This window comes from Shewanella algae, from assembly GCF_009183365.2.
Classification (GTDB): Bacteria; Pseudomonadota; Gammaproteobacteria; order Enterobacterales; family Shewanellaceae; genus Shewanella; species Shewanella algae.
Genome location: NZ_CP068230.1, coordinates 3101851 through 3127905, shown reverse-complemented (window position 1 = coordinate 3127905; position 26055 = coordinate 3101851). Strand labels below are relative to the sequence as shown.

The 26055-nt window shown below is 52.9% G+C and carries 18 protein-coding genes; 11 read left to right on the top strand and 7 right to left on the bottom strand.

The window, feature by feature from the left end; genetic code table 11:
• Nucleotides 1–23: 23 nt before the first annotated feature.
• The 4 genes from E1N14_RS14005 to E1N14_RS13990 all read left to right on the top strand — a co-directional run bounded on the left by E1N14_RS14005 (nucleotide 24) and on the right by E1N14_RS13990 (nucleotide 4275).
• Nucleotides 24–869, top strand: a complete 846-nt coding sequence (locus tag E1N14_RS14005) for a tetratricopeptide repeat protein (protein WP_028781268.1) — start codon at nucleotides 24–26, stop codon at nucleotides 867–869.
• A gap of 187 nt (nucleotides 870–1056) precedes the next feature.
• Nucleotides 1057–1701 carry an adenylate kinase gene (gene adk / locus E1N14_RS14000; protein WP_025888745.1) on the top strand — a complete coding sequence of 215 codons (645 nt, stop codon included), beginning with the start codon at nucleotides 1057–1059 and terminating at the stop codon, nucleotides 1699–1701.
• A 70-nt stretch (nucleotides 1702–1771) separates the two neighbouring features.
• The gene (gene hemH / locus E1N14_RS13995; RefSeq protein WP_062793608.1) at nucleotides 1772–2809 is read left to right on the top strand and encodes a ferrochelatase; all 1038 of its coding nucleotides are present in this window, start codon (nucleotides 1772–1774) and stop codon (nucleotides 2807–2809) included.
• Nucleotides 2810–2970: 161 nt separating this feature from the next.
• Nucleotides 2971–4275, top strand: coding sequence for an inosine/guanosine kinase (locus tag E1N14_RS13990; RefSeq protein WP_025011037.1), 1305 nt, complete (start codon nucleotides 2971–2973; stop codon nucleotides 4273–4275).
• A gap of 140 nt (nucleotides 4276–4415) precedes the next feature.
• Here the strand turns inward: E1N14_RS13990 and E1N14_RS13985 are convergent, their stop codons facing one another.
• Entirely contained in the window at nucleotides 4416–5768 is a 1353-nt protein-coding gene (locus E1N14_RS13985; RefSeq protein ID WP_028781266.1) for a dicarboxylate/amino acid:cation symporter, read from the bottom strand.
• A 220-nt stretch (nucleotides 5769–5988) separates the two neighbouring features.
• Here E1N14_RS13985 and E1N14_RS13980 point away from each other — a divergent pair, with 220 nt between their 5' ends.
• Entirely contained in the window at nucleotides 5989–8421 is a 2433-nt protein-coding gene (locus E1N14_RS13980) for an Ig-like domain-containing protein (protein ID WP_028781265.1), read from the top strand.
• Between the two features lie 143 nt (nucleotides 8422–8564).
• On the opposite strand, the gene astB is transcribed toward E1N14_RS13980, so the two are convergent.
• Complete coding sequence (gene astB, locus E1N14_RS13975; protein ID WP_062793609.1) at nucleotides 8565–9899, bottom strand: N-succinylarginine dihydrolase; 1335 nt, start codon at nucleotides 9897–9899, stop codon at nucleotides 8565–8567.
• Nucleotides 9900–10235: 336 nt separating this feature from the next.
• Here astB and topA point away from each other — a divergent pair, with 336 nt between their 5' ends.
• The gene (topA, locus tag E1N14_RS13970) at nucleotides 10236–12875 is read left to right on the top strand and encodes a type I DNA topoisomerase (RefSeq protein ID WP_025011036.1); all 2640 of its coding nucleotides are present in this window, start codon (nucleotides 10236–10238) and stop codon (nucleotides 12873–12875) included.
• 271 nt (nucleotides 12876–13146) lie between these two features.
• Here topA and E1N14_RS13965 read toward each other — a convergent pair whose 3' ends face one another.
• On the bottom strand, nucleotides 13147–13926 hold the full coding sequence (locus tag E1N14_RS13965) for a hypothetical protein (protein WP_025011035.1): 780 nt from the start codon (nucleotides 13924–13926) through the stop codon (nucleotides 13147–13149).
• A gap of 228 nt (nucleotides 13927–14154) precedes the next feature.
• Between E1N14_RS13965 and cysB the strand changes: the two genes are divergently transcribed.
• On the top strand, nucleotides 14155–15129 hold the full coding sequence (gene cysB, locus E1N14_RS13960) for an HTH-type transcriptional regulator CysB (protein WP_025011034.1): 975 nt from the start codon (nucleotides 14155–14157) through the stop codon (nucleotides 15127–15129).
• Nucleotides 15130–15347: 218 nt separating this feature from the next.
• Entirely contained in the window at nucleotides 15348–16694 is a 1347-nt protein-coding gene (gene hutW, locus E1N14_RS13955; RefSeq protein ID WP_062793610.1) for a heme anaerobic degradation radical SAM methyltransferase ChuW/HutW, read from the top strand.
• 155 nt (nucleotides 16695–16849) lie between these two features.
• Here the strand turns inward: hutW and E1N14_RS13950 are convergent, their stop codons facing one another.
• Nucleotides 16850–18226 (bottom strand): L-serine ammonia-lyase, encoded by a 1377-nt coding sequence (locus tag E1N14_RS13950; protein ID WP_025011033.1) that lies wholly within the window; start codon nucleotides 18224–18226, stop codon nucleotides 16850–16852.
• A 298-nt stretch (nucleotides 18227–18524) separates the two neighbouring features.
• Here E1N14_RS13950 and nagZ point away from each other — a divergent pair, with 298 nt between their 5' ends.
• From nagZ to E1N14_RS13935, 3 genes are all read left to right on the top strand, one after another.
• On the top strand, nucleotides 18525–19541 hold the full coding sequence (gene nagZ, locus E1N14_RS13945; protein WP_025011032.1) for a beta-N-acetylhexosaminidase: 1017 nt from the start codon (nucleotides 18525–18527) through the stop codon (nucleotides 19539–19541).
• Nucleotides 19542–19624: 83 nt separating this feature from the next.
• Complete coding sequence (gene ycfP, locus E1N14_RS13940) at nucleotides 19625–20185, top strand: alpha/beta hydrolase YcfP (protein WP_025011031.1); 561 nt, start codon at nucleotides 19625–19627, stop codon at nucleotides 20183–20185.
• 306 nt (nucleotides 20186–20491) lie between these two features.
• Nucleotides 20492–20764: an acylphosphatase gene (locus E1N14_RS13935; protein WP_025011030.1), complete on the top strand. Its 273-nt coding sequence runs from the start codon at nucleotides 20492–20494 to the stop codon at nucleotides 20762–20764.
• On the opposite strand, the gene E1N14_RS13930 is transcribed toward E1N14_RS13935, so the two are convergent.
• The 3 genes from E1N14_RS13930 to E1N14_RS22050 are packed head-to-tail and all read right to left on the bottom strand — an operon-like array spanning nucleotide 20765 to nucleotide 26009.
• A complete protein-coding gene (locus E1N14_RS13930; RefSeq protein WP_062793611.1) occupies nucleotides 20765–21895 on the bottom strand; it encodes a CsiV family protein in 1131 nt (376 codons plus the stop codon).
• Complete coding sequence (gene mfd / locus E1N14_RS13925) at nucleotides 21895–25359, bottom strand: transcription-repair coupling factor (RefSeq protein ID WP_025011028.1); 3465 nt, start codon at nucleotides 25357–25359, stop codon at nucleotides 21895–21897. Before mfd ends, E1N14_RS13930 begins: the two co-directional genes overlap by 1 nt.
• A gap of 53 nt (nucleotides 25360–25412) precedes the next feature.
• On the bottom strand, nucleotides 25413–26009 hold the full coding sequence (locus E1N14_RS22050; protein WP_062793612.1) for a hypothetical protein: 597 nt from the start codon (nucleotides 26007–26009) through the stop codon (nucleotides 25413–25415).
• Between the last annotated feature and the right edge of the window lie 46 nt (nucleotides 26010–26055).

Below are 26055 nucleotides of genomic sequence, written 5' to 3'. Positions count from 1 at the left end.
CCGACCATCCAACAAGGATTGCTATGGAAACACGTATCGAACTGACCCGCGACAATATTCAACAGGTGGTGGAAGCCTCGAAACAACAGTTGGTCGCGTTGGTCTTCTGGGCCCAGCAGAGCCCGGAGAGTCTGGGGCTGCTCGGCACCATGGAAGCATTGGCAAGCCGTTATCAGGGGCAACTGCTGCTGGCGGCCGTTAACTGTGAAACCGAGATGGAAATTGCCTCCTATTTCCAGATCCAGAGCCTGCCGACCACTTTGTTCCTCAGTCAGGGCCAGCCGGTTGACGGATTTGCCGGGGTGCAGGACGAGTCGCAAATTCAGGCCATGCTGGATAAACATCTGCCCGCCGCCTGGGAGTTGCAACTTGCTGACGCCAGAGAATTACTCGCAGGAGGCGATGCCGCGGCAGCCCTGGTGCTGCTGAAGGAGGCCTATGGCGAGCACAACGGCGCCGAGGTGGCCTTGCCCTATGCCGATGCATGCCTGTTAAGCGGTGATATTGCCGGTGCCAAGAGCTTGCTTGCCGGCATCAAGCTTGAAGATCAGGATGCATACTACGCCAGTTTACAAGCCAAACTCAAATTGGCGGAAGAGGCTGCCGATACGCCGGAAATCCGCTCTTTGCAACAAGCGCTTGAAGCGGCTCCGGGTGACCTGAGTTTACTTGGCAAGCTGGCAACAGCACTGCATCAGGCGCACCGGGATGAAGAGGCTCTTGAGCTGCTTTTTGCGCAACTGCAGCAAGATCTCAACGCCGGCAATGGTGAGTTGAAACAACAGTTTCTGACGATACTTTCAGCCCTTGGCCAGGGGAATGCACTGGCGAGCGGCTATCGTCGCAAGCTCTACAGTTTACTCTACTGATAGAGTCAAGCTTGACAGCCCAAGCCTCTGCCTGAGCGGTTTTGACCATTTTCAACAGGTCAGAGCTGTCAGGTTTTTTTGGCGTTTCTGTGGCTAAAGTCGAAGCCAAAAGCCTTCTCATGGGCGGTCAGATGTGCGAAGATCGCCGCCCTAACAAGAATATCAATGCGAAAAGAGGACTCTTGATATGCGCATTATCCTATTGGGCGCCCCTGGTGCCGGTAAAGGTACCCAGGCTCAGTTCATCATGGAAAAGTATGGCATTCCACAGATCTCAACCGGCGATATGCTGCGTGCTGCCGTCAAGGCCGGTACGCCTTTGGGACTGGAAGCCAAGAAGGTGATGGACGCCGGACAATTGGTTTCAGATGAGCTGATCATAGGTCTGGTCAAAGAGCGCATTACTCAGGACGATTGCGCCAAGGGTTTCCTGCTGGACGGTTTCCCGCGCACCATTCCACAGGCTGATGCCATGGTGGCCAACGGTATCCATGTCGATCATGTGATTGAGATCGATGTGCCGGACGAAGAAATCGTCAAGCGTATGAGCGGTCGTCGGGTGCACCCTGGTTCTGGCCGGGTTTACCATGTAGTCTTCAATCCGCCTAAAGAAGAAGGCAAGGATGACGTCACTGGTGAAGAGCTGGTTATCCGTCCCGATGATGAAGAGAGCACAGTACGTAAGCGCCTTGGCATCTACCACGAACAAACCAAACCTTTGGTGGATTACTATGGTGCCATGGCTGCCAAGGGTGATACCAAGTACAGCAAGTTCGATGGTACCCAGAGCGTTGCTTCCGTCAGCGAAGCCATTGTGAAGGCACTGGGCTGAATAATTATCAGAACCGGTTCTCATAATCGAAAAAAGCCCGCAGCTGCGGGCTTTTTTTATGGTTTTAGCGATGTTAACTTGGCGCCATCTTTCTCGGAACAGGAATAATACAGTGCAGGATACCCGTCCTCCATTCGGTGTGCTTTTAGTTAACCTGGGAACTCCCTCTGCGCCAACCAAAGCGGCGGTGCGTGCTTTTTTGAAGCAGTTCCTCAGTGATCAACGTGTGGTGGATCTGTCTCCCTGGCTGTGGCAACCCCTGTTGCAAGGGATTATTCTCAATACCCGACCGGGCAAAGTCGCCAAGTTGTATCAGTCTATCTGGCAAGCAGAAGGCTCGCCATTAATGGTGGTCAGTAAACAGCAGAGACAAGCCCTGGCGGAATTGCTTCGGGAGCAAACTGGCTGCCATATTCCTGTGGCGCTGGGTATGAGCTATGGCAGCCCGTCCTTGAATGATGGCCTGACGGCGCTGAAAAATGCTGGTGTGGACAGGGTGCTGGTGTTGCCTCTCTATCCTCAATATTCCTGCTCCACTGTGGCCAGTGTGTTTGATGGTGTTGCCGCTGCACTGAAACTGGAGCGTAATTTGCCTGAGCTGAGGTTTGTGCGGGATTACCACGACAAGCCAGGTTATATTCTGGCCCTGGCAGGCAGCGTCCGTAGCCATTGGCAGCGAGAAGGGCGGGGACAAAGGCTGCTTATGTCGTTTCATGGGGTGCCTGAGCGCTACATCAAGGAGGGCGATCCTTATCGCAGTCAATGCGAAACCACGGCCAAGTTGCTGGCCGCCGAACTTGGCCTGGGTGAAGGCGAATGGCAGCTGTGCTTTCAATCCCGTTTCGGCAAAGAGCCCTGGTTAACCCCTTATACCGATGAGCTGCTCGAATCTTTGCCGGGGCAGGGAATCACAGCGGTCGATATCATGAGTCCCGCCTTCGCCGCCGACTGTCTGGAAACACTGGAGGAGATAGCCCAAGGAGGCCGCGAGAGCTTCCTTGAAGCCGGTGGGAAACAATATCAATTTATCCCTTGTCTCAATGCACAATCGGCTCATATGCGTTTTCTTGCCGATTTGGTGAAGTTTCACACTGAAAACTGGCATTAAGCCGGCGAGCGCGCACTGGTGCGGCGGTGGATTTGTGATAGAATCTGCCGCCATTCGGTGTGGTCGCTGGCAGCCCAGTCAGCCTGGCCTAAGATCATTATCAGGAAAGTCTGTACTCAAGCAGTGCAGCTACTCAGGGACGAAGACAACGAGAGCCCAATATGAAATTTCCCGGTCAGCGTAAATCCAAACACTATTTCCCGGTCAAAACCCGTGATCCTCTGCTGGCGCAGTTGACTCAACAGCCGCAACCTTTCAGTACCTGGATTTCAGGTATAGATCAAACTCTGGTGGATATCGAAGCCAAGGTCGAAGATGAACTGCTGCAGCGTTACGGCTTACCCAAAGGCAACTCGACTCTGATTGATGATGCCAGTGCCCACCAGTTGTACCATGAGCTCAAAAGCCGTGAGTTGGTCAGCGATGAGTTTGCCGGCGGTACTATCGGCAATACCATTCACAACTACTCAATTCTCGCCGATGACAGATCTGTGCTCTTTGGCGTGATGAGCAAGAATATTGAAGTAGGCAGTTATGCCTACCGCTATCTGTGCAACACCTCGTCCAAGGTAGATCTTAACTACCTGCAGCCGGTTGAAGGCCCTATAGGTCGCTGTTTTACCCTGATCTCCGATGGCGGTGAGCGCACTTTTGCCATCAGCAAAGGCTCAATGGACAAGTTAAGCCCGGAGTTTATCGATAAAGAAGTGATTCAGGGCAGTTCTGCTTTGGTGTTGACTGCCTACCTGATGCGAGCCAGCGATGGCGATCAGATTGGTGAAGCGGCGTTGACCGCCATTCGCTACGCCCAGGAAGCCGAAGTGCCGGTAGTACTGACCTTGGGAACCCGCTTCCTGATTGCCGAAGATCCCAAGTGGTGGCAGGAGTTTATTCGCCAGCACGTTACTGTGCTGGCGATGAATGAAGATGAAGGTGAGGCGCTGACCGGATTTGCCGATCCTTTGCTGGCCAGTGAAGCGGCACTTGAATGGTGTGACATGGTACTGACCACAGCGGGTGCTTCGGGACTTTACACCGCCGGTTATACCAACGATGCCGAGAAACGCGAGACGGCTCATACTCTGCTTCCCGGTGCTATTCCTGAGTTCAACCGTTATGAGTTCTCCCGCCCGAAACTGAAAAAAGACTGTGACAAGCCCATCAAGGTGTATGCCCATATTTCGCCTTACATGGGCGGGCCGGAGAAGATTCACAATACCAATGGCGCCGGTGATGGCGCTCTGTCTGCCCTCTTGCATGACTTGGCGGCCAATACTTTCCATAAGACCAACGTGCCGGGCTCCAGCAAGCATAAACGCGATGGTTTGTGTTACTCCTCATTCTCGCAAATCTGTAAGTACGCCAACCGGGTGGCTTATGAAGTGCTGGCGCAGCATAGCCCACGCCTCTCCAGAGGTTTGCCTGAGCGGGAAGATAGCTTGGAAGAAGCCTACTGGGAGCGTTAAGCTCGTTTCCACAAGTAGATTAAAAGAAGAGGGCGCTCAAATGAGCGCCCTCTTTGTATTTCCACTCTTTTTGTTTTTGGTATCTGAAAGCCAAGCAGCAAGGGCTAACTTGGCTTTGATACCCAAATCCGGATTATCCCTTACATGGGAGTGTGGTGTTCCTTGTGAAAGCTGACATTGTTTTTGCCGGCTTTAGGGTCATTGAAGGTCTCTTCATTGAACTCATTTTCCGACTTGGCAATCACCACGGTTGCGACTGTATCACCTGTGACGTTAACCGCGGTGCGCACCATATCCAGCAATCTGTCTACGCCGATAATCAGTGCTATACCATCTACCGGCAGGCCCACTTGATTGAGTACCATGGCCAGCATCACCAGACCCACTCCGGGTACCCCGGCTGTACCGATAGAGGCCAGGGTGGCCGTGACAACCACAGTGATATAGTCGGTAATCGTCAGGTCGATACCGTAAACCTGAGCGATAAACACAGTCGCCACACCCTGCATGATGGCGGTGCCGTCCATGTTGATGGTCGCGCCCAAGGGTAAGGTGAACGAGGCTATCTTATTATCTACGCCCAGGCGATGCTCGGCCGTTTCTATAGTGACCGGCAGGGTAGCGTTGGAACTGGCGGTACTGAAGGCAAATAGCTGCACGTCGCGCATTTTACGGATAAAGGTGAGGGGATTTAGCCCTGACAGCAGATTAAGCAGCACTGGGTAGGTGACAAAGGCATGCACCAGCAGTACGCCCAGTACCACAAAGAAGTAAGCGACTACGCTGCTGAAGGTCTCCATACCGAGAGTCAATGCCAGTTTACCCATAAGGGCAAATACGCCATAGGGGGCCAGATGCATGATCAGGGTTACCACCTTCATGATCACCTCATTGAGGTCCTCAAACAGGGCGGCAACCCGCTTGCCCTTGTCGCCCACATGAGAGATGGCGAAACCAAAGATCACGGCAAAGATGATGATCTGCAGCATATTGCCTTCGCTCATCGCCTGCATCGGATTGGTGGGCACTATATTGATCAACACTTCTGCCAGGCTGGGGGCATCTTTGGCCTCAAAGCTGTTACCTGCGGTAGGCATACTGCTATGTCCAGGATGCAGCAATACCGCCGCCATAATCGACAGTGTCAGGGCAACGGCTGTGGTAAACAGATAGAAAGCCAAGGTTTTACCCCCAAGGCGTCCCAGTTTTGAAGGCTCACTGAGTGAGCTGGTACCGCAGACGAGAGAGATAAATACCAATGGCACCACCAGCATTTTCAAGCTGGAGATAAAGATGGTACCGACAACGTTGAGAAAACCTTCGGTGATGTAATCCTCAACAAAGATGAAGTAGGGGTCTTGCCGAACTTGTTCTGAGTTCAGGTCACCATCGGGGAAAAAATGTCTCAGAAGAAGGCCGAATAAAATACCGGCCGCCATCCCGATAAGGATCTTGCCGGTCAGGCCTATTTTCTTGGTTGGAGTGAATGCCATAAATCTTCCTGTTTAATTCTTGTACTTTTGTTATTTGGCGCACTAAAGCCTAGCAAGAAAGCTCTCTCGAGGAAATGATACGTGAGTTAAAGTTTTTGGCAAATAATGAGTCGTATAGCGCATTTGTGCTGGAAATGTTTAAGGAAAATTGTGTAATGTTGCTCTATAAGTAATACACAAGCAGATTGTTCGTATTTATTGAGTAACAGGGAGTCTGACAATGAGGTCAGCGTTTAAGTTTTGCTTCACTTTATTATGTAGTTTTCTTTTATTTGCCTGTGGCGGTGGGGGCAGTATTTCAGATACCGGGGATGGCTCGACGCCGCCAACGGGAACAACAACCGTCACTCTGAATATTTCAGATCCCAATATTTCCGCAGAAAACCCTGCGACCTTGACTGCGACTGTCAGCAATAGCTTAACGGGAGCGTTGGCGGGGCAACTGGTGACTTTTACCCTAAGTAACGAAAACCTGGGCACCTTCAACCCAGCCATAGGCACAGCCCTGACTGATGCAGATGGCAAAGCCGTGATTTCGCTGGCAACGTCCAACATTGCCGGTGCCGGTACTGTTAGCGCTGCAATCAGCTCAGGAGAGTCTGCCTCGGTCGGTTTCACTATGAAAGGTGATGGCGGTCAAGCCGGAGGTGGCGCGCAAGTCACCTTAACTCTTACTGACGTTGATGGTAATACGACAGACAGCATTACCAGCACATCTCCCGGTATTCTTGTTGCCACAGTAACCGGTCTGTCAAAACCGGCCATAGTGACATTCGATGCCTCTTTGGGCGATCTCCCGATAAAAACTGCGATTACGGATGCCAACGGTAAGGCCAGCGTCAGTATTTATGCAGGAAGTACTCCAGGCGCCAGTTCTGCCACCGCCTCGTTGGCAACCGGTGAAAAGGCTGAGCATGTCTTTGTGATCGGTGCTTCAGATGTACAGATGGGGAGTGGTGATCCTTTTGTTTCCGGAAAAGCAGCAGTGAGTGCAGCGACTCTATCGGCGGGGGGTACCGCTACGATTTCGGTAATGTTGCAAGATAGCCAAGGTAAGCCGTTTACTGAACCTGTCGATGTGAGTTTTTCATCAACCTGTTCCAAAAAGACTTCTCCTGAAGCCGTAATTAGTAGCCCTGTAACGGCCATTAATGGCCTGGCGACCAGTACTTATCTGGCCAAAGGATGTGTCGGTGACGATAACATCACGGTTTCTGCCGATGTTGGTGGCAAAAACCTGTCTGCTACCGGGGTTGTGAAAATATTGGCAGCCGACGCCGGAAGCATAGTGTTTGTTGATGCTTCCCCTGAGAATATCGGTATCAAGGGTACAGGTTCGGATGAGTCCTCTATTATTCGCTTTAAGGTGTTGGATACCAATGGTAATGCTGTTGCCAACAAGGCTGTCAGTTTCAGCCTTAATACCGATGTAGGTGGTTTGAGTCTCAACCCGGCAACGGCGACAACCAATAACGAAGGGATAGTACAGACAGTTGTAAATTCGGGCACGGTAGCAACTACCGTTCGGGTGACGGCTGACATAGATGGGACCTCTCCGCTGATCTCCAGTCAGTCCAGTGTCTTGGTTATCTCTACCGGTAAACCGGATCAGGACTCCTTCTCGCTTTCGGCTGAAACCCTCAATGCCGAGGGATGGGATGTAGATGGCACGGCAGTGAAAGTAACTGCTCGTCTGGCCGATGCTTTCAATAACCCGGTTCCCGATGGCACGGCGGTTTACTTTACAACAGAGGGGGGCGCAATTACTCCTTCGTGTACCACCACAGGTGGTGTTTGCTCAGTGACTTGGACCAGCCAGAACGCTCGCCCTGAAGGCCAATTACTGGTCGATAATAGCGGCTCCCGTAACCCCATTGCGGAGCTTTCTGCAACCGGTGGCAACTTCTATGGCCAAAAGTATGGTGGCCGCGCAACCATCACAGCTACAGCCAACGGTGAGGAGTCTTTCCCGGATACCAATGGTAACGGCCGTTTTGACGCATCTGAAGTCGCTGCATTCCAAGGTACTGATGTCAGTGGCCAACCTTATGATCTGGCAGAGGCCTTTGTTGATCACAATGAAGATGGATTGTTCAATCCTCAGCAAGCCGGTGGTGAAATTGGCGGTGAGAATGAGGAACTGATCGACTTCGACAGCGATGGCGTATTTGACTCGGCCGATGGCAAATACAATGGTGTATTGTGCTCTATCCCTGCCCATGACGCTTGTGCCGATGGCATTAGTCATTCTCAATCCATCAACGTTCGTTCCAGCTTGGTGATGGTAATGTCTGGCAGCACGGCTTATGCTACCGACCCAGCCGACATCCGCATTATTGATCGTGACGGCGATAATCTGGGAGGTGACATTGATATCAACGGTAAATCGAGTGCGACAGTCCAGTTCACTATTTCTGACTTGCATAATCAGCAAATGCCATCCGGAAGCGTGGTGACCTTTACGACATCTGCCGGTTCGGTAGCCAGCTCAGGAAGCTATACTTGGCCCAGCTCCAATCACAACGGTGGCCGTCAATTCAGCGTAACCTTGAAGGGGGCAGATGAACCAGATTCAGGCTCCTTCATTGTTAAGGTCAAAACTCCTGGTGGTGCAGAAACCGAAGTCGTTAACTTGAAGGTCAATATTTATTGATAAAATCAAGTGACCCAAAAGGCGCCATCGGCGCCTTTTTTATCAAGAGTGTTTGTACATATCGATTGGTTTATAACGACTTGAAATACGCGCTATCTACAAAAAGACCACTCATTTGAGTGGTCTTTTCATTAAGAAGTTGCCTATCTCTGAAACTGATAGACACTACCGAGCTTCATTATCTGGGTCAGTTCATCCAGCGCGGTGCGAGACTCGACTATCAATTGTGGGTCGGCCAAGTCTGCGGGTAACAAGCGGTCGCGGTAGTGTTTGTCCACCCAGGCGTTGAGGCGAGGAAACAGGCTATCGTCGAGCAGTACATGCTGATTGATGGCTGCCAACTCGGCATCATTCATGGCGACCCTCAGGCGAAGGCAAGCCGGGCCACCACCGTTTTGCATGCTTTGTTTAACATCAAAGTATTCAACTTTCTGAATCGGAGTATCCAGAGTCAGCAGTTCATCGAGGTAGGCTTTTACCGCAGGGTTCTCGGCACAATCGGTTGGCGCTATGATGACCATTTTGCCATCACTCATACTCAAAAGTTGAGTGTTGAACAGGTAAGATTTGACCGCATCCTGAATACTGACTTTGGCGGTCGGTACTTCAATGAAATGGAGATCACCTTCCAGCTTGGCTCGGATCTCTGCCAGCTTGGCCTTGGTATCAACAAAGGCTTGCTCGTGATGGAAAAGCACATTGCGGTTACCGACAGCAATCACATCATTGTGGAATACGCCTTGATCTATCACCTCAGGATTTTGTTGAATAAAGACAGTATTGTCTTCATCAAGACGATGTAAGCGGGCGATAGCCTGTGAGGCTTCCAGCGTTTGTCTGGCGGGAAACTTCTTCGGTTTTATGGCCTGAGGATTGGTAGCTTCCTGACCGTAAACAAAGACTTCGACTCCGGCATGACCATATTCCTGACACAGGCGGGTGTGGTTGGCAGCGCCTTCATCACCAAAACTGCTGTGTTCCGGCAGGTGCTGGTGGTGTACAAAATAGCGACTGTCACTGAAAATGGCTTTGAGAATGTTACCTGTGGTTTGCGGCTCGATTGAGCGATGCAATTTATCCACCAGGTTGGCCGGGGTAAAGTGCACGCGGCCATCATGGGTATCGGCGCTCGGGGATACGGTTGCTGCATTGGCGGTCCACATGCTGGAGGCGCTGCAACAGGCTCTCAGAACCGCCGGTGCCTGCTCGGCGGCCTTCTGCAGTACTTCTTTATCGGTACCGCTAAAACCTATCCTTCGCAGCGTATGCAGATCGGGGCGTTCTTGCGGTGCCAGCATGCCCTGGATCATCCCCATGTCGGCCAGCGCCTTGGCTTTTTGCAATCCCTGCTTGGCCGCAGCCTTGGGGTTGGCTGCCTGGGCGGCATTGTTCAGGGAGGCGACATTGCCGAACGACAGGCCAGCATAGTTGTGGGTGGGTCCCACCAATCCGTCAAAATTCGCTTCAAAATGCTTCATTGCTTGTCCTTTTGGGGTATTTGAGGTTGTTATAGGGGCCCAATCCAGGCCCTGGACTGGCCCCAGTATACTTGAGCTCCTAGGCTTAACAAGTCGCCCCACAGGGTGGCAAAAGTGCTTTTTCATCACAAATGCATAACTATTACTTGCTTGCAGTGAAATAATGAAATATTAGTTTTTAATTACGCAATATTATTTTGTACAAATTTTTAACCCTGCTTAAAAATTGAGTCGCCGGTACACATAAAAGAGGGATTAACTTGAAAGTCCGAGGACAACCCTCTATATATGGTGCCAATTTTCACCGTTCTGAGATCGTTTGGCGCAAATCACACTATGGGTAAATCGCTAGTTATTGTCGAATCGCCGGCCAAAGCCAAGACTATCAACAAATATCTTGGTAAAGAATTCATCGTTAAGTCGAGTGTGGGTCACATACGTGACTTGCCGACTTCCTCCTCCGCCGACGCCAACGGCAAGGCAAAAAGCGCAGCCGAAGTGCGTAAGATGTCGCCTGAAGAAAAGGCCAAGTACAAGAAGGTGAAAGAGAAAAAGGCTCTGGTTGCCCGTATGGGGGTTGATCCTGAGCACGGCTGGAAAGCCAACTACCAAATTCTGCCTGGTAAGGAGAAGGTGGTAAAAGAACTGCAAGCGCTGGCCGATTCCGCCGATGAAATCTATCTCGCGACGGATTTGGATAGAGAAGGGGAAGCGATTGCGTGGCATCTGCAGCAGGTGATAGGCGGCGACAATTCCCGTTATAAGCGGGTGGTGTTCAACGAGATCACCAAGAGTGCCATCCAGGATGCTTTCAGCAAACCCAGCGATCTCGACAACAATATGGTCAACGCTCAGCAGGCTCGACGTTTCCTCGATCGGGTAGTGGGCTTTATGGTTTCGCCGCTGCTGTGGAAAAAGGTTGCCAGAGGCCTCTCCGCCGGACGGGTTCAGTCGGTAGCCGTGCGTTTGGTGGTTGAGCGGGAAGCCGAAATTAAAGCCTTCGTGCCTGAAGAGTTCTGGGATCTGCACGCTCAGTTGGCGACTGCTACCGATGATGCTCTGACCATGCAAGTGGTCAAGCAAAACGGCAAGGCATTTGAGCCGGTCAACCAAGCCCAGGCGCTGGCCGCTGTGGCAGCGCTGCAATCAGCCAGTTATGAGGTGATCGGCCGCGAAGACAAGGCCACTCAAAGCAAGCCCAGCGCTCCCTTTATCACCTCGACACTGCAGCAGGCCGCCAGTACCCGTCTCGGTTTTGGGGTGAAGAAGACCATGATGATGGCCCAGCGTCTCTATGAGGCGGGTCATATCACTTATATGCGTACCGACTCTACCAATCTGAGCCAGGAAGCGCTGGATAACGTCAGAGCCATGATTGCCAAAGAGTTCGGCGACAAGTACCTGCCGGATGCGCCTATTCGTTATGGCAGCAAAGAGGGCGCGCAAGAGGCTCACGAAGCGATTCGACCTTCAGATGTCTCTGTACACGCCGCGTCACTGACAGACATGGAGCGTGACGCTCAGAGGCTCTATGAGCTTATTTGGCGCCAGTTTGTTGCCTGTCAGATGACTCCGGCTCAATATGATGCCACTCGACTCACGGTCAAGGCCGGTGAGTTTGAGCTGAAGGCCAGTGGTCGCACCCTGAAATTCGATGGTTGGACCCGGGTACAATCTGCGGTCAAACGCAAGAATGAAGATGAAGTCACCCTGCCATATTTGGCCGAGGGCGATAAACTGGATCTGAAACAACTGGATCCCAAACAGCACTTTACCAAGCCACCGGCGCGCTACAGCGAAGCCTCTCTGGTTAAAGAATTGGAAAAGCGCGGCATAGGTCGCCCTTCCACTTATGCCACTATTATTTCCACCATCCAGGATCGGGGCTATGTGAAGGTGGAAAACCGCCGTTTCTACGCCGAGAAGATGGGGGAAATTGTCAGTGAACGTCTGGTGGAAAACTTTGCCAACCTGATGAACTATGACTTTACCGCCGGAATGGAGCAGACCCTGGATAACGTTGCTCAGGGGCAACTCGACTGGAAACAGGTGCTTGATGGCTTCTACAAAGACTTCACCAAGCAGTTGCAACATGCCGAGCTACCACCGGAAGAGGGCGGTATGCGCCCCAACCAGATGGTGCTGACAGACATAGCCTGTCCGACTTGTGGGCGCCCCATGGGAATACGCACAGGTACTACAGGCGTGTTCCTAGGATGTTCCGGTTATGAGCTGCCACCCAAAGAGCGTTGTAAGACCACGCTGAACCTGACTCCGGGTGAAGAAGCGATCAGCGAGAGCGAAGATGCCGAAACCGAGGCGCTCAGGGCCAAGCATCGCTGTGGTATCTGTGGCACAGCCATGGACAGCTACCTGTTGGATGAAACCCGCAAATTGCATGTTTGCGGTAACAATCCTGCCTGTCCTGGATATGAAGTCGAGAAGGGACAGTTCAAGCTTAAAGGTTACGAAGGCCCGGTCATTGAATGTGACCGCTGTGGCAGCGATATGGAGCTGAAGAACGGCCGTTTCGGTAAGTATTTTGGCTGCACCAACAGCGAGTGCAAGAACACCCGTAAACTGCTCAAGAATGGCGAAGTGGCGCCACCCAAGGAAGATCCTATTCCATTACCCGAGCTCAAGTGCAGCAAGTCAGACGCTCATTTCGTCTTGCGTGATGGTGCCTCGGGTATCTTCCTGGCCGCCAGCACGTTCCCGAGATCCCGTGAAACTCGGGCACCACTGGTCTCCGAGCTGGTGGAGTACCGCGAGTTGCTGTGGCCCAAATATCAGTTCCTGGCCGATGCGCCGGTGAAAGATGATGAAGGTAATCCGACTCTGGTGAAGTTCAGCCGCAAGACTAAAGAGCAGTACGTGGCCAGCGAAGTTGATGGTAAGGCAACCGGCTGGGTCGCCCACTATCGCGATGGCAAGTGGTTTGCTGAAAACAGCAAGAAAAAGAAAGCCAAGAGCTAAGCTCAACTGAATACTTGAGCCAATAACGCCCTGCAATTGCAGGGCGTTATTGTTTGTGAAAGTGTAAGTTGACCCTAAATGGCAGTATCGGCAGCCTGGATTATTCGGAATAGATTAATCGAGATAGAATTGGCTGAGAGATCTTTGGGGATGAGTTACTTGGCTGGTAGAGTTCACTTGGCTAGGCAAAACCGACAGCAGCAATAAAAAGCACCCAAGAGGTGCTTTTTATTGGAGTTTACCGGTAGTAGCTTAAGCTCAAGTTGACGGCTTACCACTTCTTCTTAGGCTGGAACAATACATCGATATCATCTTCATCATTTTTCTGTTTGGGGGCGCTGGGCTGAGCCATTTTTTGCGCGCCCATGATTTCATCGAGCAGTTGCTTGGCTTCATCCACTTTTCGGGCAATAAAGGGATCATTCGGAGTTTGTGCCTTGATGGTATGCAGGGTACTGAGTGCCTTGGTGACCATCTGCCTCGATGAGCCGTATTGTTTCATGTAACTGGCGGCGCGGGCGCGTGACAGCATGCTCTCCACATTGATCCTGAGTTGCAGGCTGTCAATGCGTCCTTCTTCAGCGGCAAATACTGTGGGATCGACTTTGCCCTTGTTATGCTCGGCGCGCAAAATCGCCTTGAGCTTTTTCAAGGTCTGTACCAGCACCAATACCTGACGATCGTTGTCAGGCAGGCGAAAGTTTTCGATGGCCGGTGTTTGAGGGCCGCTGCTTTGCAGATTGTTGATCAGCGCCTCAAGATCAGTCAGCCGCCGCTCATAATCCCCTTTCTGATTGGCTTTGCTCAGGGTAACGGCGATTCTTGCCGCATCCTGAATACGCTTGTAGAGCACCAAAACCATTTGTGAAGAGCAAGGGAACATGCCGGTATTGGAGAGGACTTCTTCGGTTTCGTCCAAAATAGCCCGTTGGCGAGCCAGCTCGGTACGACGTTCGGCCTCGGCTCGCTCTTTTTGTTGCTGAATAACATTGATGCCGATCACCAGCAGAAGAAGCGCGCCAATCAGCACCAGTACAAGAGTAAATGCCATAGCCTTTCCGTAAATTTTATAATTCTGTTAATGCTACAATAAATCAATAAACTAGCCTAGTTATCTTAGTCCAGCATGAGGTATCTGTCCTGAAGATAGTTCGCATTCGTGGCTATATTCCTGTTTGATTTAGTTATTGCTTTATACTATAACCATTGATTATAGATGTCCGGCATTACAACATTCAAATTCTGCTCCTGAATGGAGCAGAAATTCAAGGATCTAAAGATGAAACTGCAACAGCTCAGATATATTGCAGAAGTGGTCAATCACAACCTCAATGTTTCCGCTACCGCCGAAAACCTTTATACCTCTCAGCCAGGGATCAGTAAGCAGGTACGCATGCTGGAAGATGAACTGGGGATCCAGATCTTCGGTCGCAGCGGTAAACACTTGACCCATGTGACACCGGCCGGCGAGCAGGTCATCAAAATCGCCAATGATATTCTCGGTAAAGTCGAAAGTATCAAGAAAGTGGCCGAAGAGTACACCAAGCCGGATCAGGGGGAACTGAATATTGCCACCACAGATACTCAGGCCCGCTATGCTTTGCCGCAAATTATCCGCCAGTTTATTGAACGTTATCCCAAGGTAAATCTGCATATGCATCAGGGCACGCCATCGCAGATAAGTGAAGCGGCTGCTCGCGGGGACGCCGATTTTGCCATCGCCACCGAGGCGATGCATCTCTATTCCGACCTGATTATGTTGCCTTGTTACCACTGGAATCGTTCTGTGGTGGTATCCAGAGATCACCCTCTGGCCAGCCGTAGTCAGATCAGCATTGAAGAGCTGGCGCGCTTCCCCTTGGTCACTTATGTGTTCGGTTTTGATAAAGCCTCGGAAATTGAGCGTGGTTTCCATGGTGCCGGACTTGAGCCCAGAGTCGTCTTCAGCGCCACCAGTGCCGATGTGCTCAAGACTTATGTCAGATTGGGTCTCGGGGTTGGTGTGATAGCTTCCATGGCGATTGATCCTGTTATCGACAAGGATCTGGTGGCTATAGACGCCAGTCATCTGTTTGCCCACAGTACCACTAAGATAGGCTTTAGAAAGGGCAGCTTCCTGCGTAGTTATATGTATGACTTTATTGAACGATTTGCGCCGCACCTGACAAGGGATGTGGTGGAAAAGGCGGTTGCATTGCGTGATGCGCAGTTGATAGAGCAGATGTTCGCCGATGTCGAACTGCCGCTGCGCTGAGACTACTGCTGAACAAAACCGTCCACAAGTTGGGCGGTTTTTTATGCAGTTACAAGGTTGGAGAGTTAACTGCGATCATTGCACCTTGGGGATTATTTGACGTTCTCACTAAGCTCTTGGGTAAATTTCAGGAGCCGCTTCACAGTCTGTTGATCTGAATCAAAATAATGGTAATGATAGTTATTATCATTTAAGTCTGTCGTTCAACGGACTTTCCGATGATTTTCACTCCTTCGATGACGGGGATTGCCAGCCCATCCCCCTTACTGTTTGCTTTTAGCCCAAAACGTGCGCCCCATTCCCATGGCGGAGTCAGAGTTGAAGCTCAGCTCGATGCCGGCCAATGGCACGAGCTTTGGCAACAAACCTCGACCAGCAGCCAGCGTGCTCTTTATCTGCACATCCCTTTTTGCCGAAAACGCTGTAGTTTCTGTAACTTTTTTGAAAATGGCGCCAAGCCGCAAAGAATAGCCGATTATGTTGAAGCCTTGAGCACTGAGCTGCGCCGCGCCGGCCAAAATCCACTGGTGCAAAGCAGGCCTTTCCAGGCCGTCTACATAGGTGGCGGCACGCCGAGCGACATGACGGCCAGCCAAATCGCACTTCTGCTGCGTTCACTGACTGATTTCCCTTTGAGTGATGATGTGGAAATCACCCTGGAGGGGCGTCTCAACGGTTTTGGCGACGATAAATGGCAGGCGGCACTCAATGGTGGGGTTAATCGCTTTTCATTCGGGGTGCAGAGCTTTGATACCCAGGTGCGCCTTGCCGCGGGGCGTCTGGACTCGAGGGAAAAGGTCATAGAGCGTTTACAGCAACTCAGCCGCCGAAATGATGCACCTGTTATTGCCGATCTTATCTTTGGCTTGCCCTGGCAAGATGAGCGGGTGTGGCAGCAGGATATTGCCGACGTGATTGAAAGCGGCATTCACGGAGTGGATCTGTATCAGCTGATAACCTTGAGTGGCAGCCGTATTCAGCGCCAGCAGCAGAGTGAGGTTGAAGCACCGCGTGCTGACAGTGCTACGCGCGCGCGGATGTACGCTTATGGTGCCAAGACTCTTGAAGCTGGCGCCTGGCAAGCTTTGTCCTGTAACCATTGGCGCAGAGATGCCAGAGAACGCAGCCGCTATAACCATATGGCCAAAGCCGGCGCCGAGATCATTCCCTTTGGTGCCGGTGCCGGCGGTAACATTCTCGGGTATGGCATCATGTATGGCCGTGAGCTTTCGGCCTGGCAGCAGGCGCTGAAGCTAGGGATCCGGCCACCGGCCCATATTACAGCGCCTGTGTCCAAAGGATTTGCCGGCACGATTAAAGGTGCTCTGGACTCAGGCTCCCTGGCATTTTCTCTCCTGCCTGACAGTCTGGTCAGTCACTTGATGCCGCTGTTTTTACGTTGGCAAAGCCATGGTTTGGCCGAGGTCAGTCAAACGGCCTTGAAGTTGTCTCTGGCGGGGCGTTTTTGGAATGTCAGTATGCAGTCGGGCTTGTTTGAATACCTTGAGCGCAACCCGCCGGCGGAATATCCATCTGTCCCACAAGAGCGGGAAAATTGTGCTTAAGGTCTGCAAGCGATCAGAAAAAGAGGGTTACGGCATAGGAAATCCTGTAAACAGCGGGAGGCAGTAATGAGGCGTTGCCTGAGCAACGCCTCATATGAGCTTTGGTGAACGAATCTGCTCTTGCTATCCTCTGAGTAAGCGCAGAGCTGCACCAATCAACATTCGACGATATTAACCGCCAGGCCGCCTTTGGCGGTTTCCTTGTACTTGCTGCGCATATCTTTGCCGGTATCCATCATGGTCTTGATCACTTTATCCAGGGAAACCTTATGATTACCGTCGCCGCGCAGCGCCATGCGTGAAGCGTTGATCGCCTTGACGGCGCCCATGGCATTACGTTCGATACAGGGAACCTGCACCAGGCCGCCGACAGGATCGCAGGTTAACCCCAGATTGTGTTCCATCCCGATTTCCGCCGCGTTTTCGACATGCTCGACCGTACCACCCATGATCTCGGTCAGAGCGGCTGCTGCCATGGAACAAGCCACGCCGACTTCGCCCTGGCAGCCAACCTCGGCTCCGGAAATGGAGGCGTTTTTCTTGTACAGAATACCTATGGCCGCGGCCGTCAACAGAAAGCGGCTACACACATCCTCATCGACTTCCTGAACAAAGGTGTCGTAGTAGCAGAGCACGGCGGGGATGATACCGGCGGCGCCATTGGTCGGGGCCGTTACCACCCGATCGCCGGCAGCATTTTGCTCATTCACAGACAGGGCAAACAAGTCCACCCAATCCATGGCATTGAGGGGATCTATGTTGTTGCGGCCCTCAGCCTTGAGGCGGCGATACAGCGCCGGGGCGCGGCGGCGCAGCTTGAGACCGCCGGGTAAAATGCCCTCTTTCTGATAGCCTTTTTCCACGCAGGCCTTCATGGTTTGCCAGATATGCCACAGTTTGGCTTTGACTTCACTCTCAGGGGCTATGCTGAGCTCATTGGCCATCATCAGCGAAGAGATGCTCAGGCCATTGTCGCAGCACAGTTCCAAGAGTTCGCTGGCGGTATTGAAATCGTAAGGAGCCTGGGCGATGGGAGTCGCTGGAGAGGCGTTACGCTGCTGAATTTCATCCTCATCGAGAATAAAACCGCCGCCGACCGAATAGTAAGTGCGTTGATACAAACACTCTCCGGCCTTGAGGGCGTAGAGTGTCATGGCGTTGGCGTGTGCCGGCAGTGTCTTGCGTCTGTGGTAGGTGATGCCATCTTCGCGGGTAAACTTAACCTTACGGCCATCGCTGAGTGTCAGTGTCTGGCTGTCGGCCACCTCTGCCAGAATCGTCTCTATGCTGTCGGTATCGACGGTTTCCGGATCTTCCCCCATCAATCCCAGGATCACCGCCTTGCCGGTACCGTGGCCCTTGCCCGTTTGTCCAAGAGAGCCAAAAAGCTCGGCCTGCAGTTCGTCGACCTGTCCAAGTAAGTCATCTGCAGCCAGTTGTTCGATAAAGATTTTGCCCGCTTTCATCGGACCCACGGTATGGGAACTGGAGGGCCCTATACCTATCTTGAACATATCGAATACGCTAATCATTTGGTTAACCCTGTTGCTGTTTCGTTGTTATTTTAGTCATTGGGAGGCGCATTGCTCGCGCATACGCGGGTTTCGGAGTAACCTTGACCCAGAGTTACTCTGCCCATAGGGCAAGTATCCCATACTTTTGGCCTGGAATATCATTAGTTATTTTTATCAAGCTATGGTCGGATTAGCCTTGCTAACAATGGGATTGACCCTAGTTGCGCTATCCTGGCAGCCATACCTGTATCGGGGCTAACACCATTTCGTACCTTTTTCAGTCGCTTTCATGCGCGGTACCCTGTTGGAGATGTTTATGAGTCACTTAATGCTGGATCTTGCCTCTGTCGAGTTGACGCCAGAGGAGGCCTCTGTCCTGCAGCACCCGGCCGTTGGCGGCCTAATCCTTTTCAGCCGTAATTACCAAGACAGAGAGCAACTGATAGCCCTGATCCGTGCGGTTCGCAGTGTGCGTTCCGAACTGCTGATCGCCGTCGACCATGAAGGGGGCAGGGTACAGCGTTTTCGAAAGGGGTTTACCGAAATCCCAGCCATGGGCGATATATTGCCGGCCGCCGCAGGCTCGCTGGAGCTGGCAACAACCTGGGCCAAAGAGCTGGGCTTCCTGATGGCCGTTGAGCTCTTGGCTTGTGATATAGATTTAAGCTTTGCCCCTGTGCTCGATCTCAATGGTATCAGTCAGGTGATAGGCACTCGCAGTTTCGCCTCAAAGCCCGAGCAGGTCACGGCTCTGGCAGCGGCCTTTATTGAAGGCATGACTGAGGCCGGTATGGCCGCGGTGGGCAAACATTTTCCCGGCCACGGCAGCGTCGAGGCCGATTCCCATATTGCCCAGCCGGTCGACCCGCGCAGTTACCAAGAGATTGCCGAGTGTGACATGCAGCCTTTTTCACAGCTGATCGCCAGAGAGATACTCCAAGGCATTATGCCGGCTCATGTCATTTATCCCGAAGTAGACCCTAACCCTGCTGGTTTTTCATCTTTTTGGCTCCAACATGAGCTGCGTGGCAAACTGGCCTTTAACGGGGTGATTTTTTCGGACGATCTCGGCATGAAAGGGGCGGCGGTAGCCGGAGATTATCAGGCAAGGGCCAGGGCGGCGCTGGATGCCGGTTGTAACATGGTATTGGTATGCAATGACCCTGAGGGTGCCAGAAGTCTTCTGGGGGACTTCTCTTGGCCAGAGAGCAATCCTTTCCCGGCTGCAACATTAAGGGCCGACCCCGTAAAGGTGATGCGTGCATTACAGGATGAAGTGCGCTGGGAGCGGGCCCGCGAGCTGGCGGCAAGGATTTCATCCACAAAAAATTGATTTGGCACAATATAGGCGCAAACTAACTTGGTTAGTTTGAAACCTGTATAACCATGACTGGAAATGAGACTTGAGGAAACAAAATGATTTTGTATTTTCACGGATTTGATGCCACCAGCCCGGGTAATCATGAAAAAGTCAGACAGTTACAGTTCATTGATGATGATGTGCGTCTCATCAGCTACAGCACCCAGCATCCCAGACACGACATGCAGCATCTGCTGAATGAGGTCAGTAAGCAGCTTAAACTCACCGATGACCCCCATCCATTGATCATAGGTGTGGGGCTGGGTGCCTATTGGGCCGAGCGAATCGCTTTTCTGTCCGGGCTCAAGGCGATATTGGTCAACCCCAATCTGTGGCCGGAGGAAAATATGCCCGGCAAGATAGACAGGCCGGAAGAGTATGCCGATATTGCCAGCAAGTGCGTGACCGATTTTCGCAGTAAGAATCGCTACCGTGCCCTGTGCCTGCTGTCGACCGAGGATGAGGTCTTGGACAGCACCCGCAGTCATGCCTTGCTCAGCCGCTATTATGAAGTGATTTGGGACAAACAACAGAGTCATAAGTTTGCTTCGCTGGCGAGCCATTTGACTCAGATAAAAGCCTTCAAGCAAACCGAGGGGGTTGAACGGGTAGGATAAATATCCACTCATACGGTAAATCGGGTGCTTTTTGTGATCCAAATCACGAGAGTGCCTCCGGGTTGTTTTTCAGTTTGTTTCGCTGGTTGCATCGGGCCATTGACTGTGTAAAGTTACCAATCATGGCGAGTTTGATACAGAATGTTACATTCGGTTATTCATACAGTGCCAGACCTTTTGCGTATGTCGCCCGATGCAGCTAACACTCTTTTGTTAGCTGTTTTTTTTGCTTTTTTGTTAATCAACTGCTTGATTTATAAGCATGGCAACACAAGGCCACCAAGACAAGTCTACAAGGAGACGCCCATGAAGCGGGTGCTGCTGACTGTGAAAGGCAAGGTGCAGGGAGTCTGTTTCAGACGCTTTACCCAGCAAAAGGCTCAGTCACTTGGGGTGACAGGCTATGTGCGCAACAAAGAAGATGGTTCGGTGGAGGTGTTGGCGCAGGGCGCCTTCCCGGCGGTCGACCACTTGATTGCCTGGTGCGAGCAAGGGCCACCTCAGGCTCGGGTCGATGGAGTGTATGTAGAGGAAGACGAGGCAGATGAGATCTACCTCGACTTCTCTATCAGTGATTGATCAGAGTTCTTCGCCACCATCGGCTTGAGTTTGGCTGCCTGGCTGAGCCATACGCCTTACCTGTAGGATCATCCCCATTCTGGGATGATCGAAGTAGTGTATTTCCCCGCTGCGAATACGGCGATTCTGTTCCATGGGAATGCTGTAAAGAAAGGGGGTTTGCAGTTCAGGTTCGCCTTCCTGAGTGGCTAGAGATTTATAGCCGGCCTCCCTCAAATTAAAGCGGGTTTCCACATAGAGATAATGGCTGAGATAGATATTTAAAAGCCCATCGAACTCCCACACCGCCTTGGGTGTTTTGGGGACCATCAAGCTGCCAAGCGCTGCGTATTCCTCACTGCCCATTTGATTTGGTTCACTTAGGCCATTGCCTATTGCCTGCCCAGGCAGTTTGTCTTCCGATAATTCTTCTGACAAGCCATTCAAAGAGGAGCTTGAAGCCGTGTCCAACTGGCTCTGGGGTAAACCTGACTGCCTGAACTGCGAGCCAAAGTTACGGCCACCAAAGAGATGCATCGCCTCTGCTCTATGGCGGGGCTTCATCTGTTGCTGCCAGGTGAGGTGTAAAAGTCCTTTCAAACCGCTCTGCCGCTTGAGGGCATTGATAACACCGCCAAATTGGGCTCGACTTTCACTGAGCAGCAAGGCGCCGGGTTGGCTGGCTGTGCTGCTGTCTCTGGGACTGATATTCACAGGCAACTGCTTGGGCATACGGATTTCCGCTTGCTGCTGTTGGCAAGGCAAACCGGCGGCATCCGCTTGAGTCGTGTTATCGGTCTGGGCCAGAGATATCACTTGGCCTGCCTGAAGGGGACGGCCGCGCTGTGAGTCAAAGGTATCTTTATTGAGAGCCTTATCTGCTGCGCTGTCTGCGGATTGAGATTGCCATTGCGGATCACAGTATCCCACAGCCATGCTGCTTGAGCTGATTTCGGTGGCGACCTGGGGAGTGATCAAGTCTATGGTCTTGTTCAGCTTGAGCTCCAGCGGCGTATCCGGCCACTTTTCCGTGCTTGGCCCGGGGCGCTCAAACAGGTATACCTCGACTTCGTACCAAGGGTATTGTGCCGCCTGCAATACAGGCGAAAGTGTCAGCCCCAGAGCCAGGGTTGCCAGCATATTTCGATACACTATTTTTCTCCCACAGTGTGTTGTGCCAGTTGTTGCAGCAGTAGACCCACTATCTCCAGGCGTTCTTTACTGCTTTCGGCCGCCAGGGTGAACTTTAACTTATTCGGTCCATCCATTCGATAGATTTGTGGCTGGGATTGCAACAGGCCAATGATAAAGCCGGGATCGATAATATGATCGTCACCGAACTCTACACTGCCGCCGCGGGCGTGAAAATCCAGTTTCTTCAGCCCGAGCGCGGTGGCCTGATGCTTGTACAGTGTCAGTTGCATCAGGTTACGGGTGGCTTCAGGCAACAAACCGAAACGGTCAATCAGTTCTACCTTGAGCTCATCCAGCGCCGCTTCCGTAGTGCAGTTGGCTATCCGTTTGTAGAGCGATAGGCGAATATTGACATCGCCCACATAGTCTTCCGGCAACAGCGCCGGGATCCTCAGCTCGATTTCGCACTGCTGGTTGAGCATCTGCGCCAGGGATGGCTCCTTGCCCTGTTTCAGCGCCTTGACCGCCGACTCCAGCATCTCCATATAGAGGCTGAAGCCTATCTTGGAGATATGGCCGCTCTGCTCATCCCCCAGCAATTCACCGGCGCCGCGGATCTCCAGATCCTGAGTCGCCAGCATAAAGCCGGCGCCAAGATCTTCCAGGGCGTCAATCGCTTCCAGGCGCTTGCGGGCATCTGAGGTCATGCGTTTCGGATGCGGGGTCATCAGATAGGCATAAGCCTGGTGATGGGAGCGGCCAACCCGGCCCCTGAGCTGATGCAGCTGCGCCAACCCGAAGGTGTCGGCCCGCTCTATGATGATGGTGTTGGCGCTCGGCACATCGATACCGGTTTCAATAATGGTGGTACACACCAACACGTTGTAGCGTCTGTGGTAAAAATCGGACATTACCCGCTCCAGCTCGCGCTCACGCATCTGGCCGTGGGCCACTACCACTCTGGCATCGGGCAACAGCTCGCGCAGCTCCTCGGCGCGTTTCTCTATGCTCTCCACATTGTTGTGCAGGTAATAGACCTGGCCGCCACGGAGGATCTCCCGCTCTATGGCCTCACGGACACTGGCCTTGTCGTATTCGCGCACGAAAGTTTTCACCGCCAGGCGTTTGGCCGGCGGGGTAGCGATAATCGACAGATCCCGCATGCCGGACATGGCCATATTCAGGGTGCGGGGAATAGGGGTCGCCGTCAGGGTGAGAATGTCCACATTGGCCCTGAGCGCCTTGATCTTCTCTTTCTGCCGTACCCCGAACCTGTGTTCCTCATCTATGATAAGCAGACCGAGGGCGTCAAATTTCACCTCGCTGTTGAGCAGCTTATGGGTGCCGATAACAATATCCACCTTGCCGTTTGCCAGGTCGGCAATCACCTGTTGCTGCTCTTTGGCGGTGCGAAAACGGGACATGACTTCAATCTGCACCGGCCAGTCGGCGAACCTGTCCTTGAAGTTTTCATAGTGCTGCTGAGCCAGCAGCGTCGTGGGCACCAACACCACCACCTGCTTGCCGGCGTTGACGGCAACAAATGCGGCGCGCATGGCCACTTCTGTCTTGCCAAAGCCCACGTCACCACAGATAAGACGGTCCATGGCCACCGGTGACTGCATATCGGCGAGAACGGCGGCGATGGAGGTTTCCTGATCCACTGTCTCTTCGAACGGGAAACCCTGGGCGAACAGAGCGTATTCGGCCTCATCCAGTTCACAGGCCTCGCCGGGGCGGGCCTGACGGCGAGCGTAAACATCCAGCAGCTCGGCGGCCACATCACGAATGCGCTCTATCGCCTTCTTCTTGGCCTTGGCCCAGCTCTCGTTGCCCAACTTGTTGAGGTTGGGGGATTCATCCGGTGCCACGGCGTAGCGGCTGATGAGGTGCAGCGACGACACAGGCACATAGAGTTTGTCGCCACCGGCGTATTCCAGCTTGAGGTATTCGGCCACCACGCCGCCGGTATCCAGGGTTTCCAGTCCTTGATAGAGGGCGACCCCGTGCTCCAGATGCACTATGGGTTGGCCGACCTTGAGCTCGGCGAGGTTTTTAATCAGGGCATCGCTGCTGATCTGGCGCTGTTTTTCCCGCCGCCTCTGCTGGGAGATCCGCTGACCGAAGAGCTCGGTCTCGCAAATAATGCTCAGCTTGGGCTCATGGAGTATGCAGCCCTTGGCAAGGGGCGAGACGATTAACCCCAGCTGTGCATCCGAGTCGATAAACGCCTTGAGATGCGGGAACAGTACCGGGCGCAACTCTATCTTGGCCAGCAGCTCCATCAGCGCCTCGCGGCGGCCTTCGGATTCGGCGCTGAGCAGGACTCTGCCCGCCGAGGTGATATAGTCGGCCAATGCCTGCAAGGGCTGCTTCAGCTTATGGTTGACCGAGATATCCGGCAGCGCGCTTACTGCAGCCAATTGCTGCTGTTTTTGGGCATCCACCTGGCTCAGTTGCAATCTTGGCCAGCGCTTGAAGGCGACAAACAGCTGCTCGGTCAACAGATATAGGTCGGCCGGGGCCAGCAAGGGCCGCAGCGGATCGACCCGCCTGTCTTCATAGCGATTGCGCACCTGCGTCAAATGGGTGTCGGCGGCCTGCTGCAGGTCGCCCAGCGTCAGCAGTTGCACATCGCCGGCAAAATAGTCGAATAGGGTCGCGGTTTCGTCAAAGAACAAGGGCAGGTAGTTTTCGATACCGGCGGGCATCAAATGGCGGCTCACCTGCTGATAGATGGACTCGGGCTCTTTAACCAATACTTCAAAATAGCGCCGATAACGCTGGCGGAAGCCTTCTATGGCCCGTTCATCAGTTGGGAACTCCTTGGCCGGCAGCATTCGTACCTGCGACAGGGGTTCCTTGGATAGCTGGGTTTCAGGATCGAAATGGCGAATCGATTCCACTTCATCATCGAACAGTTCAATTCGCAACGGCTCGGCTGAGCCCATGGGAAAGATATCCAGAATCGAGCCGCGAATGGCAAATTCGCCATGTTCATAAACCTGGCCGACCAGATGATAACCGGCGCTGACCAAGTGCTCGCGCATCTGTTGCAGGCTGTAGTTGTCGCCCTTGTTCAGCAACATCACATTGGCCGACAGGAAAGACTTGGGTGGCAGTCGCACCATCAGGGTGTTAATAGGCACTATTACCAGGGCGCGCTTGGCACTTGGCAACCTTGACAGGGTTTCCAGCCGCTGGGAGATCAGATCCTGATGCGGCGAAAAGCTGTCGTAGGGCAGGGTTTCCCGATCGGGAAACAACCACACGGGCAGGGCATCACCCAAAAGGTATTTAAGTTCGGCTTCCAGTGTCAGGGCGGTTGGCGTATCCGCTGTTACCAACAGGCTGACACCTTGATGTTGGCGGGCGAGGTTGGCCAAGGTCAGCGCGCGCTCCACGCCTTCGCCGAGGCCGAGATGGCGTATCTCGCCGGCCTTTGGGGCACCCTCAGGCGCCAGTACAGAAAACTTATTCATTGAAGATGTGATAACAGATTCATTCTGAATGGATTGCGCACCATTGTAGAGATTTAGGATGGCTCGTGCCAGTTGGGATCCTGACTGGCCTTACGCCGTTTGAGCTGCTTTTGTTGCACGCTGAGACTGGCCTTGACCAAGAATTCGATATCGGCATCCTGGATCACCCGATAGTCGAGATCGGCCAGAAACTGGCCTTCATGGCCTGGGTCGGCGCGGCATTCCCGTACCGAGGCGATGCACTGCAAGGACAGGATTTCATCGCGAATAAACAGGGTCAGCTTGCAAAATGTACCGGCGTCCAGTGCCTGGGGTAACTGCACCCGCACGCCGCTGCCGCCAAATTGCACCCCGGGGCAGTGTTGGCCTTCGCGGCTCTCCTGCTCCAATACGTGCTGTAACACCAGATCTATCTTACGGGACTGGAGTTTGAGGTAGTCGACTATTGCCCGGCCCTCATCGCCGAGTTGCCTCAGCTGCAATAAACAGCCGGCTTCCAGCGCCTTGACCTCGCTCATCAGTTTCAAGCCGGTGGATTGCATCGCCAGCAGTTGGCTCTCGGTCGGCAAGGGAGTGTCCTTGGGCCAGAGGCTGAGATAGACATCGAAGGCGTGGGGCACGCTGAAGTATGGATTGGATTCAGGAAACAAGGTCCCGCCTCTTGTATTTACCCGGTCAATCCACCTATTATCGTGC